The sequence below is a fragment of the Vibrio sp. 070316B genome (genome assembly GCF_013114115.1).
In the GTDB taxonomy this organism is placed as follows: Bacteria; Pseudomonadota; Gammaproteobacteria; order Enterobacterales; family Vibrionaceae; genus Vibrio; species Vibrio chagasii_B.
The window spans coordinates 49,535-64,116 of the sequence record NZ_VTYC01000031.1; the positions used below are offsets into that span (position 1 = coordinate 49,535).

At 44.8% G+C, this 14,582-nt stretch carries 10 protein-coding genes and 2 tRNA genes; 6 read left to right on the top strand and 6 right to left on the bottom strand.

The window, feature by feature from the left end:
- Positions 1-10: 10 nt before the first annotated feature.
- Entirely contained in the window at positions 11-631 is a 621-nt protein-coding gene (locus tag F0251_RS19475; protein WP_061032795.1) for a DMSO/selenate family reductase complex B subunit, read from the top strand.
- A 1-nt stretch (position 632) separates the two neighbouring features.
- Complete coding sequence (locus F0251_RS19480) at positions 633-1,478, top strand: DmsC/YnfH family molybdoenzyme membrane anchor subunit (RefSeq protein ID WP_061032796.1); 846 nt, start codon at positions 633-635, stop codon at positions 1,476-1,478.
- A 179-nt stretch (positions 1,479-1,657) separates the two neighbouring features.
- Here F0251_RS19480 and F0251_RS19485 read toward each other — a convergent pair whose 3' ends face one another.
- The gene (locus F0251_RS19485) at positions 1,658-2,896 is read right to left on the bottom strand and encodes a CinA family nicotinamide mononucleotide deamidase-related protein (protein WP_061032797.1); all 1,239 of its coding nucleotides are present in this window, start codon (positions 2,894-2,896) and stop codon (positions 1,658-1,660) included.
- A 210-nt stretch (positions 2,897-3,106) separates the two neighbouring features.
- On the opposite strand from F0251_RS19485, the gene F0251_RS19490 reads away from it, so the two are divergent.
- The 4 genes from F0251_RS19490 (at position 3,107) to F0251_RS19505 (ending at position 7,115) form a co-directional block, all read left to right on the top strand.
- A complete protein-coding gene (locus tag F0251_RS19490) occupies positions 3,107-4,015 on the top strand; it encodes a DUF3943 domain-containing protein (protein ID WP_171731634.1) in 909 nt (302 codons plus the stop codon).
- Positions 4,016-4,249: 234 nt separating this feature from the next.
- The gene (locus F0251_RS19495) at positions 4,250-4,762 is read left to right on the top strand and encodes a glycine cleavage system protein R (protein ID WP_061032798.1); all 513 of its coding nucleotides are present in this window, start codon (positions 4,250-4,252) and stop codon (positions 4,760-4,762) included.
- 182 nt (positions 4,763-4,944) lie between these two features.
- Entirely contained in the window at positions 4,945-6,573 is a 1,629-nt protein-coding gene (locus tag F0251_RS19500) for a DUF1566 domain-containing protein (protein ID WP_061032799.1), read from the top strand.
- Positions 6,573-7,115 (top strand): DUF1566 domain-containing protein, encoded by a 543-nt coding sequence (locus F0251_RS19505; RefSeq protein ID WP_061032800.1) that lies wholly within the window; start codon positions 6,573-6,575, stop codon positions 7,113-7,115. The genes F0251_RS19500 and F0251_RS19505 overlap by 1 nt, the downstream gene beginning before the upstream one ends.
- A gap of 73 nt (positions 7,116-7,188) precedes the next feature.
- Here the strand turns inward: F0251_RS19505 and nspC are convergent, their stop codons facing one another.
- The 5 genes from nspC to F0251_RS19530 all read right to left on the bottom strand — a co-directional run bounded on the left by nspC (position 7,189) and on the right by F0251_RS19530 (position 14,569).
- A complete protein-coding gene (nspC, locus tag F0251_RS19510; RefSeq protein ID WP_061032801.1) occupies positions 7,189-8,322 on the bottom strand; it encodes a carboxynorspermidine decarboxylase in 1,134 nt (377 codons plus the stop codon).
- Between the two features lie 462 nt (positions 8,323-8,784).
- Positions 8,785-10,035, bottom strand: a complete 1,251-nt coding sequence (locus F0251_RS19515) for a carboxynorspermidine synthase (RefSeq protein WP_061032802.1) — start codon at positions 10,033-10,035, stop codon at positions 8,785-8,787.
- A gap of 8 nt (positions 10,036-10,043) precedes the next feature.
- The gene (locus F0251_RS19520; RefSeq protein ID WP_171731635.1) at positions 10,044-12,983 is read right to left on the bottom strand and encodes a pyridoxal phosphate-dependent class III aminotransferase; all 2,940 of its coding nucleotides are present in this window, start codon (positions 12,981-12,983) and stop codon (positions 10,044-10,046) included.
- Between the two features lie 1,393 nt (positions 12,984-14,376).
- Positions 14,377-14,452 (bottom strand) — tRNA-Gly (locus tag F0251_RS19525).
- A gap of 30 nt (positions 14,453-14,482) precedes the next feature.
- A tRNA-Leu gene (locus F0251_RS19530) sits at positions 14,483-14,569 on the bottom strand.
- Between the last annotated feature and the right edge of the window lie 13 nt (positions 14,570-14,582).

Here is a 14,582-nt window from a genome sequence, read left to right on the forward strand (position 1 = left end):
GTAGGTTGGAATGAAACAATACGGCTTTTACATTGATTCAAGTAAATGCACGGGGTGTAAAACCTGTCAGCTTGCTTGTAAAGATTATAACGATCTAGACATCAAAACGAACTACCGTCGCGTGTACGAATACGCAGGTGGTGGCTTCACTCAAGATGGCGATACCTGGGTTCAGAAAGATGTTTTTTCTTACTACCTGTCTGTCGCTTGTAACCACTGTACTAACCCTGCGTGTGTGAAAGTGTGTCCTTCGGGCGCAATGCACAAACGTGATGAAGACGGCTTGGTTGTGGTTGATGAAAGTGTGTGTATCGGTTGTCAGCACTGTAGCAATGCATGCCCTTACGGCGCACCACAATACAATGCTAAGAAAGGTCATATGACCAAATGCGATGGTTGTTACCAACGTGTTTCTGAAGGCAAACAACCTATCTGTGTTGAGTCTTGTCCACTTCGTGCATTGGAGTTTGGCGAAATCAATACGCTTCGTGAGAAGTACGGCTCTGGTGCAGATGTGGCGCCACTGCCATCTTCAACCGAAACACTGCCAAACATCGTGATCAAGCTGAACAAAAACGCGAAGCCAACTGGCGATACCAGTGGTCACCTAGCAAACCCGAAGGAGGTGTAAGATGATTTTTCATGAGTGGTCTTTGATCTTCTTTACGGTACTGGCTCAAACCGCTGTCGGTGGCTACCTGCTTATTGGTGCTCGTGCACTGGTGCTTGGTTATGACGAAGAGAAACTAAACAGCTACAAAGTTCCAATGTTCATTCTGTGGGCATTAATGGGGCTTGGTTTTATGTTCTCGACAACGCACCTCGGCTCTCCACTGCGTGCGTTTAATGCCTTTAACCAACTAGGCTCGGCTTGGCTGTCTAACGAAGTGTTCTTCGGTGCGGCATTCTTCGCAGTTGGCGGTCTACAGTGGCTACTGTCTGTGGTTAAGAAAGGTGGCATGGCTATCCAGAAAGCACTGATGGTTGGCGCTATGGTGCTGGGTGTCATCTTCATGTACGCGATGATCAACGTATACATGATCAACACAGTACCAACATGGGACAACATCTACACACCACTGAGCTTCGTTATGACTATGGTTGTAGGTGGCTTGCTGCTGTCTCAGTTCGTGATTGTATTTGCTAACGACAGTCGCTTTACGGTTGACCGTAACATCACCATGCTGGCTGTGATTGCCATTGCGATCAGTTTGCTTGTGACAGTCGGTAAACTGAATCTAATCGGTGACATCCAAACGTCAGTAGCAAAAGCTTCAGAGTTGATTGACGGTTTAGGCAGCTATGTGACCCTTCAAGTTGCATTACTAATGGCAAGCTTACTGATTTGGATTCTACCTATGCTTAATAAAGCAAAAGTGAACCCAGTCAATCTAGGCCTAGCATTAGTACTATTCCTAGCGTCAGAACTAATCGGCCGTGGCTTGTTCTACAGCCTACATATGACAAGCGGTTTGTAATCACTTACTCAGTTTAAGTGCTAGCTACAAAGCTATTCGCCACTTGTTGGCTTATCTAGAAGGCTAGATAAACAAAAGGCCCCACAACCATATGGATGTGGGGCCTTTTTATTTGTTCTGTCTTAACCTTAGTTCAAGAGGTCTTGATTCAAGAGAACTTGGTGAGTGACAAGAGCTGCTTACTTGATGATAGCTGAAGGGATAAACATATCCTTCACGCGTTTTAGTGAAGAATAGTCACCAAACATAGGTTTGCTATCTAAGTGTCTTCTCAGCATATCTGCCGCTACGGTTTTGATAATGGTACGTGCATCTTCACGATTGTATTGGCGATAAAACTCTAGCACTTGTCCCCACTCACCCGCTTCGCTCGATAACGCGATACTGAATGTATTGCCGTCTAACTTGCCCGTCACCAAGGCCAATTCCGTGCCGCACTTTTCTCTTGTCGCGCCAGCCAGAGCAAACGTTGCTGCTAGTGGGTCGTTCTTTTCAAGCTCACTCTCTTTTGGCTCCGCCATCACCCAAGAGTGACCGAAGCAATCTTCAACCTGTTCATTCGATTGTAGCCAAGCCGAAAGCGCACCTTTGGTTGATACTTCCGATACCGACAAGGTCTTCTTTCTTTCCGCCATAATATGACCGATATGGTCGATCATAGGCTCATCAACACTGACAACGTTGCTCTCTAACAGCTTGTACACCATTTGCAGTAGCTTAACGCGAGTTTCTAAATCTGACTTAGGCCCAAACAGTTTCACTTCAATGAACGGCAGATAAGAGCGGTAACCCAGCTCATAACCTTCCGGCAGTTTCAGTTGGTCTAACACATCAGAAATGCCGGATTCAGACAAACCAAAGGTAAATAACCTGCTGCATTCAGAAGCGACTACTTGAGGATAAGTGCGAGCAAGATCAGGGATAATTTCAAAGCTCACCATGCGCTTAAACTCACTCGGTACGCCCGGAGTGAAATAGAAAGTCGCATCGTTAATCTTAAGTTTGAAGCCACATGCTGTTCCGACAGGGTTATCGACGATTTCTGAACTTGCTGGCAATAAGGCTTGTTTTAGGTTGCTGTCTGGCATCGGCATACCGCGTCCAGAAAACATCTCTTCCATACGCGATAGCCACTCAGGGAACATGACTAATTTCTGTTCTGACGCAGTCGCAGCTGCCGCAGCACTCATATCATCGGTTGTCGGGCCTAAGCCACCATTAACGATAACCACATCATAGTTAAAGCTTAGCATCAGCAACTCTTCAACCAAGGCATTCATTTGGTCACCGACTGTGGAGCGTTTAGCCAAAGCAAAACCGTGCTGGTAAAACTCAGCAGACATCCAAGCCGCGTTCGTGTCTACAATGTCTCCGTGAAGAACTTCTTCACCTGTACTTAACATTGCGATTTTCGTCATGTTTCTATCCCTTGTAGTCATAAAAAGACGCTGCATTATCTACAAACTGGTCTATGTTTGAGTTTGAGCTATTTGGCTTTTTAACAAATATTAATAATGTTAAATCTAAGGTTTTCTTAGGAAAAGCGATAAATTATTAGTTCCCTAAATCAGGCATTTAATGGATAATTGTGACCCTGATCAATTCTAAACTTTCTCATGGAGACCCTTGTGGCCAAATCACCGTTACTAGCAAAGGTTACTGCTGCATTTACAATACTAATGTCAGTTAACTCGGTTGCAAGCCAATACGACTTCGACCAGCCAATCAACCTTTCTTATTCGGATGAATGTGCTCAAGATTACTGTGTTAATGATAGCTTGTACACCTACAAGCCTAGTACCAATTACGCACTGAGCGAATCAAGCGAAGAGTACGATTTCTCAATCCAACAACCAAAGCACCTTTTGGTTAGCGAAGAGAAAGATTGGGATTACCTAATGGGTCAAACTTACACGATTCTTGGCTTAAGTGTTGCAACCGTTGGTTTAATGACCTTCTTACCAGAAAGTATCACTAAATGGGACGACGACCAACGCGACTTAAGTAAGTTAGGTCAAAAGTGGAAAGATAACGTTTCTGAAGGCCCAGTGTGGGACCGTGATGAACACTTCCTAAACTATGTGATGCACCCGTATTTTGGTGGTGTTTACTACACAGCTGCACGTCACGCGGGTTACAACGAGTTTGAATCGTTTATGTACTCTTGGACGATGTCGACCTTCTTCTGGGAATACGGCGTAGAAGCATTTGCTGAAGTACCTTCATGGCAAGACCTTTTCATCACACCTTTCTTCGGTGCGGTTGTGGGTGAAATAATGCTAGAAACCGAGCAAGACATCATTGCTTCAGGCGGTGAAGTGATGGGTTCTCAAACCATGGGTGACGTGTCTCTATTTTTCCTAAACCCTGTCGGTCATATCCACTATTGGGTAAGTGATGCTTGGGGTGGTGACGCAGAAGTTAACCTGAATACTAACCCTTGGTGGGATAATCAAGACGCAGCTCGCTTCGCTTACGATGCTGGCGCGCCATACGATTCTCAGTTTGTTGGTATGAACTTTAAAGTAACCTTCTAATACAGCGACCTGATTACTTTCGGCAATAACCAAAACTTTTCTAAAAAGCGGCTCTCTAGCCGCTTTTTTTGTGCCCTACTCTTCATTCTCTTTTTTTGCATCACAGCTTAGTTTCAAAAATTGACACAGGTCAAACATTGTTCGATATAAACTTCTACACTGAAATTAACGAACTTTATCGCTTAATATCAAACATTTAATTAGCAATGATTAATTGAAACTTTGGGGGCTGATATGAACAGTACATTTATCGTAAACTTTATCGGAAAAGCGTCGCCTGCGACCATTAAACAACTCGCTGCAGTGACTCATGAGAACGACGGCAAATGGCTCATCAGTAAAGTGAACTTTATTGAAGACCAAGTTGCAGGCGTACTTAAGGTTCAACTTCCAGCCATCAATGAATCGATTGTTAAAGAGGCATTCAGCGCTAACCCGGACCTGATTGTCCAGTTCGTTGATTCAGACCATGCACATAATGTTCAAGATACCATTCACCATCTGAGACTCGATTCTAACGATCGCGCCGGTATCGTCAATGAAGTGACACATGTACTCGATAGACAAGGTATCAATATTCTCGACATGGATTGCCAGCGCGTATTTATTGCCGGTGGTGGCGGTGTCAGTTCAAGCCTATTCACTTCTAAAATCGCGGTTAAGCTACCAATCGAAGTTCAAATCGATGATGTTATCAATGAACTAGAAACTCTCAGTGAAGATACTCGAGTGATGGTCGAGAGCTAGTTGAACTAACCTCCTAACGATACCCTATCGTTGGGAGGATACTTCCTCCCTCCTTACATGGCTTACAAAAAAAACGTATAAAACCTAAAAAATACATAAGCAAGACATATGAAACCAAGCATTGTTCTCATATTTTTGTTACCATAGATTATCTTTTATAATTTAGTCACTTAGGTTTATACATGGAAAGAAAAAGGTCGAGTTGGCAATTTAATGCCATCTCAGTAGTCCTTCTTGCGACACTGTTTAGCGGATGCAAAAGTGGTCATGAAAATAATGATGAAAATACAACCGACCCAGGTTCTACACCATCAGTAGTTGAAATCAGCGTACCTAACTCGATTTCATTTTCAGAGCCATCATCTGGCTCTAGTACACAATCAATTACTGTTTCTCTTTCCGAAGCCTTACCTGAAGATCTGACCTTAACAATCTCGACAAGCGATGTAACAACTCGCTCTGATGGTACCTTTAAAAACTACGATGCTATCTCCAGTCAAAACGTCAAAATTTCGGCAGGTGCAACCAGCGCTGATCTGCCGCTAAATCTGGTAAACAATAATTTGTACGAGGGTAACAAAACACTTCATTACTCTATTAGTGTTGACAACAATACAAATTACACACTGTCAAACGAGCGAACAGTAGTAACCATTGATGATAGCGATACACAGCCAACGGTTAGTTTTAGTAACGACTTAAGAACCGTTGTAGAGGGCGACAGTATTGTTCAACAAGCAGTTTTGAGTCATTATACATCTCAAGATGTAACCCTTACCCTAACTCAAAATGGTATTGCCGCACCCGAGGACTTCATTGTAGATATATCAGGTTTAGCTCTTAAACTGCCAGCAGAAACTCTATCAACGAATATCACATTTACTGCTCGTGATGATAGCTTCGATGAAGGTGGTGAGTCAGTAATCTACACGATAGCTTCCGTTGGTAACGCGACTATCAATTCAAATAAAAACACTCTCGCATTTTATATTCCTGGGCAGAAAAACTTCAATGATACTGGGTATGTCACTTATTTTGATGGTACAGACTACGACAGCGTTACTCCTCCAGCGTCACACCCAAATCAAGATGCAGATTTTGGTTTAGATGTAACAAATGGAGACGAACATTCGGATGGAGAGTATGGCTTCCGCTACACCAAGTTAGATGCTCACGGAAACCGTCTAACACCTAGTGCTACTGATTGGCGCTGCGTTAGAGACGAACATACCGGATTATATATTGAAGCGAAACAAGCTCCGATAGCACTACCCAGTCAATCAGAGGTAGATACCTGGGTCAAGAACCACAAAGACGCCCCTGACGCCAACCCTTACCCGTGGGATAGCCAGTCAAGCTCTTGGAGAAGCGCATCATACACATATACTTGGTACGACTCTGACAATACAACAAATGGTGGCTACGCTGGCGCACCCAATGATCTCTTGTATAGCGCAGGCCCGATATCTTCTCAATGCGCTTACATTAATGATGGTTCAGGGAGCAACTACTGTAATACAGCTAGCTATATTGATAGCCTAAACAGTCGCTCAATTTGCGGTATTACAGATTGGCGATTACCATCCCCTGTTGAAGCCCGCTCATTTATTAACTTCAATGTCGGCAGCGTTCCTGCTGGCGCCATTGATTTCTTTCCTAACCTAGGAGAGCGACTCTTCACACATTCAAGTTCTGTTAAGCAAGATGGTAGTGCTAGATGTATCGACTCTCAAAGTGGTGAACTTGAGCTATGTAACAAAAACATTGCAGGTTCGACAGGTATTGTGGCGGTAAGTGGGGGTATTGAATAATGAGACTAAAACTATTCTTAGGTGTAACTGCCTCTTTGCTAAGTGTAAATACCATCGCACAAACCTGCGTGCAAACTCAAACGCCCTCTCACCAAGACGGGCAATTTATTGATCGTAAAGATGGTACATTACTCGACGTAACGACTAATTTGCTTTGGTCAAAATGCAACCTAGGTGAAACCTACAATCAATCCAATGACACATGTGATGGTACCGCGATTAAATATCAGAATTGGCAGGATGCGCTCATCGCAACCAAAGATGCAGATTTGACCACTATTGCAGGCCAGGCTGGTTTTCGGTTACCTAACATCAAAGAGTTAAGTTCAATCGTTGACTATAGCTGTACTAGACCAGCAATAAACCTGACGTACTTCCCAACCACAACCAATGAACCATATTGGACTAACACACCTGACGCTCATAAGATAAACAGCAATTATGATGGTTTAATTATTGATTTTGAAGAAGCTTTAGAAGTCATTACCGACCCAGATGATATTCCACACCCTCTTGTTCGATTAGTGAAAACATTTAACTAGCTTCTACGGTACAAGTAATCAAAAAGAGCAGCTCACTAGCTGCTCTTTTTATTACGCTCGACTTGTCAGTCAGTTAGTTAATTGACCATTGAGACAATGAGCGTTTAAAGTCTTGATAGCCAAACTCATTCAGCTTTTGTACTTCGCCATTGCTGCGCTCACAATAGATTGATGGCATCTTCAGTCCGTTGAACCAGTTGAGCTTCACCATGGTGTAACCTGCGCTATCCAACAAGTGAAGTTTTTGACCAATCTGCAGTGGCTCATCAAAGCTTGTTTCGCAGAACTGATCGCCCGCAAGGCATGAACACGAACCAATCACGTAGTCATGGCTGCCGTTTTCAGACGCTTCTAATACCGATGCTGGTTCATTGTAAATAAGCGTATCAAGACGGTGGGCTTCAGTTGCTGAATCCACAATAGCCGTTTTCTTCACGTTCTCAACAATATCCACCACTGTCACAACCAAGTCTGTTGTTTTCGTGATGATCGCTTCACCCGGCTCAAGGTACATCTGCACACCGTGCTTTTCAGAGAAGGCTTTCAGCGCAAGCCCCAGTTTCTCGATGTCATAACCCGGCCATGTAAAGAACACACCGCCGCCCATGCTCACCCAATCTAGCTTATCTAGGTGCACGCCAAACTGTTCTGAGATTGAATCAAGCAATCCAATAAAGGCATCGACATCTTTGTTCTCACAGTTCATGTGGAACATCACGCCATTAATCTCATCAAAGATTTCAGGCTTGATATGGTCAGCTTGAACACCTAAACGCGAGAATTGACGCGCTGGGTTTGCCAAGTCTTGCCCTGCATAGCTCACACCCGGATTTAAACGTAAACCTAGTGACGCTTTACCTTCAACAATATGACGGTACGCTTCGAATTGGCTTTGCGAATTGAAGATCATCTTGTCGCAGATGTCAGCCACTTCTCTCACGTCGTCTTCGCTGTAACCCACACTGTAAGCATGCGTTTCACCGCCAAAGGTTTCGTAGCCAAGTTTCACCTCGTATGGGCCAGAGCTTGTCGTGCCATCCAGGTAAGGCTTGATGATGTCAAACACACCCCATGTCGAGAAACACTTCAGTGCCAATACCAGTTTTACACCTGAAATCTCTTTCAGTTGCTTGGCTTTCTCTAAGTTCGCAATCAACTTATCTTCGTTGATCATGAAATACGGCGTTTTTAGTTCGTTGTTTTGCATGTTAATACCTTGCGGCCCTCGAGTTCACGAAGGCACATGATAATCGAACAAAGCCGATGCAACAGCATCGGCTCGATATAAGTAATTGTATAGGAAGTCTTTAAGTGTATTAGAGATTCCCTATTACACTCGTCCCTCGCTTTAGGGAATGACGATTTCTGCATTACCGATTAGATGAAGTAAATATCATCTTCATCAAATACTAGAGAAAATAATCACCTTTCGTCATCCTCTAACGGAGTAAATACACTCTCCGTCATCCCCAAGAGGGAAGAATGAGCGAGTTGGGGATCTCTCAAAGCCACCTATCGTTCAATAGAGATCGACAGCAATCAAGATTCCCGATTACGCTCGTCCCTCTCTATAGGGAATGACGATGCTCTTAGTCATCTCACGGAAAAAGTAACCATCACCTTCGTCATTCCCCCAATAATTCAGAGCGTGGTAAGAACCTACTATGTATTACTTCAATTTGTGGATCAGAGGTAAACTGGCTTTCGGCTCTAGCTCTTGAACATGCCAATCTAGACCGATTTCAGGCATGGTTGCTAGGAACGGGTCTGGGTTTAGCTGTTCCATGTTGAACACGCCTTTGTCAGCCCATTCACCACGGAAGAACTGAAGTGCAGCCGTAATAGCTGGAACACCCGTTGTGTAAGAAATCGCTTGGTGTTCTACGTCTTCGTAAGCCACTTCGTGGTCTGCGTTATTGTAGATGAACACGCTGCGCTCTTTGCCATCTTTCTTACCTTGCACCCAAGTACCGATACACGTTAAACCTGTGTAACCCGGAGCCAAAGATGTTGGATCTGGCAGTAGTGCTTTAAGAACGTGTAGAGGCTGAACCACAGTGCCGTCATGCAATGTTAGCGGTTCTGGGCTCAGAAGGCCGATATCACGCATGCAGTTGAAGTAGTTTAGGTACTTGTCACCAAAGCCCATCCAGAACTCGATGCGCTTAGCTGGGATGAATTCCTTCATTGAACGAACTTCATCGTGCGCCATTGAGTACACTTTGTGAGTGCCACAGTTAGGGAAATCAAATTCAAGCATACGAGAGTGACAAGGAACTTGTTTCCACTCTTCATTTTCCCAGTAGAAAGAGTCACCTTGAATCTCAAGCATGTTGGTTTCTGGGTCAAAGTTTGTCGCAAACTTCTTACCGTGATCGCCTGCGTTTACGTCCATCACGTCGATCGTATCGATCTCATCAAACAGGTGCTTAACCGCGTGCGCTGCAAATACTGAAACCACACCAGGATCGAAACCCGCACCAAGAATACCTGTGATGCCTGCTTCAGCAAACTTCTCACGGTAGCCCCACTGCCAATCGTAAGCTTGTGGTACTTGTTGGCCCTCAGAACATAGGTCAACCGCTACCGATGTATCTAGGTAAGATACTTTTGCTTGGTAACACGCTTCCATGATCGCCATGTTTACCCAAGGAGGACCAGCGTTGATGACTAGGTCTGGTTTCACTTCGTTAATCAACGCAACAAGAGCATCAACATCGTCAGCGTTTACTGCGCGAGCTTCTAGTTTTTTAGTTGAATCTTTAAGGTTGTTTTTACCTTTGATCGATTCGATGATTTTTTCACACTTCGCGATTGTACGAGAAGCAATTGTGATATCACCCAGTACTTCGTTATTTTGTGCTGCTTTATGTGCAACAACCCAACCAACGCCACCTGCACCAATTTGTAGAATAGCCATAGTATTAATTACCCTTGTTGTTCTGCTAGCTCAGTGGCTAGAGTTTGAATTTTGTTAATTAGAGATTTGAAATCTGATATCTTTAGGCACGGATTCAAGATAGTGAATTTAAGCGCACTCTTACCATCCACGACCGTTTCACCGAGTACTGCAACACCACGAGTCAGCGCTTCCAGTCTTAGCGTTTGATTCAATTTGTCTAAATCTAGCTCGCCGTTTGCTGACGGCTTAGATCGGAACAGCACTGTTGATAGTGACGGCTCCGCGAGTAGCTCTAAGTCAGCTTGGTTTTGAATCAGGTCTGCCACTTCTAGCGTTTGCTCAAGAAGATGGTCGTACATATCACCCAGTTGCTTTGGACCGACACTTTGCATCGTCATGAAGACTTTCAATGCATCGAAACGCTTGGTGGTCGCAATAGACTTATCGACTAGATTTGGCAGTTCATCGTGTTCGCGGTTTAGGTAATCTGCGTGATGCAGAAGGTACTTAAAGTTCGCTTTGTCTTTCAACAACACCGCGCCGCAGCTGATTGTTTGGTAGAAAAGCTTGTGGAAATCGACACTCACAGAGTCCGCTTTTTCGATGCCTTGTAAGCGAGCCTTGTGGCTACTCAAGATAAGCGCGCCACCGTAAGCACTGTCTACATGGAACCAAAGGCCTTGTTGGCTTGCGATGTCTGCAATCGCATCAAGGTTGTCGATAGCACCGTGATCGGTTGTCCCTGCCGTACCAACTAAAGCAAAAGGAATCAGCCCTTGAGCTTTAAGCACTTTTATTTCTGCATCCAACAAATCAGGTTTGATGGTGCCATTAGCGTTTGTTTCAACACAACACACCGCGTTCTCGCCTAAACCAAGCAATGAAGCGGACTTTTGAACCGTGAAGTGGGATTTGTTTGAACACAAGATACGAAGCTTGCTCGCGTAATCTGGTAAACCTAACTTTTGGATTGAGTGACCATTGTGTTTATCCGCAACCCAGTCTCTCGCTAGCAATAAGCCCATTAGGTTACTTTGCGTGCCACCACTGGTGAAAACACCGTCCGCTTGTTCACCAAGTTGGTACTTGTCACACATCCAATCAACTACGCGCTGCTCAACATACGTAGCAGCCGATGCTTGGTCCCATGAGTCCATTGATTGATTCAGAGCTGCGATGATTGATTCCGCTGCTACTGATGCCATAAGAGGAGGCGTATGAAGGTGTGCGATACAATCTGGGTGTTGCACGAAGATGGAGTTTGCAGCGACAAGATCTGCAGTGCTATCTACAACGTCAACCAAAGCGTGTTGGTTGTTGTCTAGATCGACAGCCTTGATAGCAGACTCTAGCACTTTTGGTTCTAGACCTGAGTACGGCGTTTCAACCTGCTCAAAAACCGCTTTCATTGCTTGAGTGGTTTGGTTCATCACGTTAGCGAATTCGTCACTACCGCCTAGGCCTGTGTGAATGAAGTGCTTGTTCCACTCTTGGCTTGCTTGTTCAGTTGAAGCTTGATCTTCTTGCACACCTCCGCCAGCAGCGATGATGGCTTCTTCCATCACGCGCAGTGCAAAGTCAATCTGCTCGAAAGAGATAATCATCGGTGGTAGGAAGCGAATCACGGAGCCATCGCGCCCGCCCTTCTCGACCATCAAACCACGCTCTAATGCTGCCCGTTGAATCGCTAGGGTGAGTTCACCGTCTGATTTCGGCTCACCAAATTTATTGAGTTCACCGTTTGGCTGCTTGATCTCAGCGCCAAGCATTAGACCTTTACCACGAACTTCGGCAATACAGTTAACGCGAGATTGAATCTTCTCTAATCCGTGACGTAGGTATTGGCCTGCAATGTTCGCATGCTCAACCAAGCCATCTCGCTCGATGATTTCAAGAGCTTTAGCGCCAGATACCATTGCTAGTTGGTTACCACGGAAAGTACCCGTGTGCTCACCCGCTTTCCATGTATCGATGCTCTTATCGAATACAAGCAGCGACATTGGCAGTCCGCCACCAATCGCTTTAGACAGGCACAAGATATCAGGGGTAACGCCTGACTCTTCAAACGCAAATCGATGACCTGTTTTACCAACACCACACTGGATTTCATCAAAAATCAGTAGGATACCGTGCTCATCACAGATGCGACGTAAGCCTTGCAACCAAGACGCAGGAGCAGGAATCACACCGCCCTCACCTTGTACAGGCTCAACGATCATCGCAGCCGGTTTCATGATGCCAGATTCGTCATCGTTCAACATACGTTCGATGTAACGAATGCTTGCGTTAGCACCTGCTTCACCACCAATACCAAACGGGCAGCGAAGGTTGTATGGGAAAGGCATAAAGTGCACATCAGACATCAAGCCACTACGACGTTCTTTTGTGCCTAAGTTGCCCATCATGCCCATGGTGCCATTAGTCATACCATGATAAGCACCACGGAAAGCAAACATGGTATTGCGACCAGTGGTTTGCTTCGCTAGTTTGATTGCCGCTTCCACCGCATCCGCGCCTGAAGGGCCACAGAATTGAAGAACCGAGTTATCTGAAAAGTCTTGAGGAAGAAAAGCTTTAACTCGCTTGATAAACGTCTCTTTTGCTTGAGTCGTGATATCAAGAGTTTGGTACGGCAAACCTGAATCCAGTTGGTCTTTCAGTGCTTGGTTGATCTCAGGGTGGTTGTAGCCCAAAGAGAGTGTGCCAGCGCCGGCTAAGCAATCTAAAAATAGTTGTCCACGTGTATCTTCAACTAAGGCGCCACATGCTCGTTTAATAGCAATCGGTAGGCGTCTTGGATATGAACGAACATCCGACTCATGCTGCTCTTGCTCAAGCAAAATAGCATCAAGTGTTAGGTCATAAGTTCCCTCTACGATAGGAACCATAGTTGAAAATGAGTTTGCGATAGTGTTGATATCGACTTCAAAGGCGGTAGTCATAAAAATTCCCTTGAATATGTTCATACTCACCTCCAGTAAACGCAAATACACACCAGCCCTCTTGATTAACAAGAGTTCAGAGTAAAATACGCATATTGTCTAGAAATGAGATATAGCTGTACGCCCGCATAAGTCAAACGACGAATACGAAATTAGGCCATCTTAAGACAGCGAGAAATTGTTAGCGTGAGCTCAAGGTTCAGTAATACTACTGTTTTGAAGAATTGGACATTTTTGCAGGATCGGGCAGCTATGAGGAGCTGATCCCTTTGGAAATGCAGAGCTGATTAGCAATGTTGTAGTTAGTATGTTCAATGTTGGGTTTCCCATTAGCATGGCAAACTGCGCCATAAGTATCCCGTCTATCAGCTAAAGGACTAGCCGATACCTACCCTACGTAATGTCCCAATCAGCAAGAATGGTCATTACGCGTATCCCCCAGAAAGCAATCGCGGCTCTTTTTGAACATCGGCCGTTCCGAGATTGCGCGGGAAAGTAACATAAATTGAAACGAACGATCAATAGTTTTTGATAACCGCTTAATTAATACGCGCAGTGAGTGACAAATTGCTTTAAATATCGCCAATATAAGTTTAAAAGCGAGATCCCCGGTTCGTTCGTCCCTCCACGCCCGAGGATGACGGTGTAGGTATACAAATGTTACTGGTGAGAGTTTAAAGCTAACCTTAGAACCATAGGCGACCTCATACCGAACCTTACACTGAAACCAGCAAAGTTCAGTACACGATAAGGGAGTGAAAAGTGCATCATCTGCCCGCATCACGTCATTCCCTAGTACTAGAACGAGTTCATAGGGAGTCTCTTTGAGACGGTTTTTATATAGTTAGACTCAAGCAACGACTTGATTATAAGCCGCAACCTCCTTCGTCATTCCATAGCGCGAGAAACGAGCTCATAGAGAATCCCCTACAACATGTCATTGTATTGCCTTATTCAAGAAACTATCTGATGCAATAGATTAAGCTGAAACTAATCAACAGAAAGTAAGTAGATCCCCGGCTCGCTCGTTCCTCGCGCCCGAGGATGACGGTGAGGGGTTATAAACGTTGCTAGAGAAGCTTTGAGCCATTGTACCTTTCCGTCATTCCCTAGAGCGAGGAACGAGTTCATAGGGAATCTTGCTTTTAAAAACTGAGTGATATATACGTATTTGATAACGGAGGTTTTGATATAGAGATGAAGCTTGGCTGCGGGGTCAACTCGTGACCTGGTGTCTCAAATAGCTTTAGTGTGTTTCAGATGCGAAAAAGGCTCATCATTTCTGATGAGCCTTTTCAAATTGGAGCGACGCGGCCGGCTAGGTACACGGGGTCAACTCGTGACCTGGTGTCTCAAATAGCTTTAGTGTGTATCAGATGCGAAAAAGGCTCATCATTTCTGATGAGCCTTTTCAAATTGGAGCGACACACGAGGTTCGAACTCGTGACCTCAACCTTGGCAAGGTTGCGCTCTACCAGCTGAGCTAGTGTCGCATTTGCTTTATCGAGATAAAGACTTGTAGATGGTGCCCCGGGCCGGACTTGAACCGGCACAACGCGAACGTCGAGGGATTTTAAATCCCTTGTGTCTACCAATTCCACCACCAGGGCACGCAATTCTTTA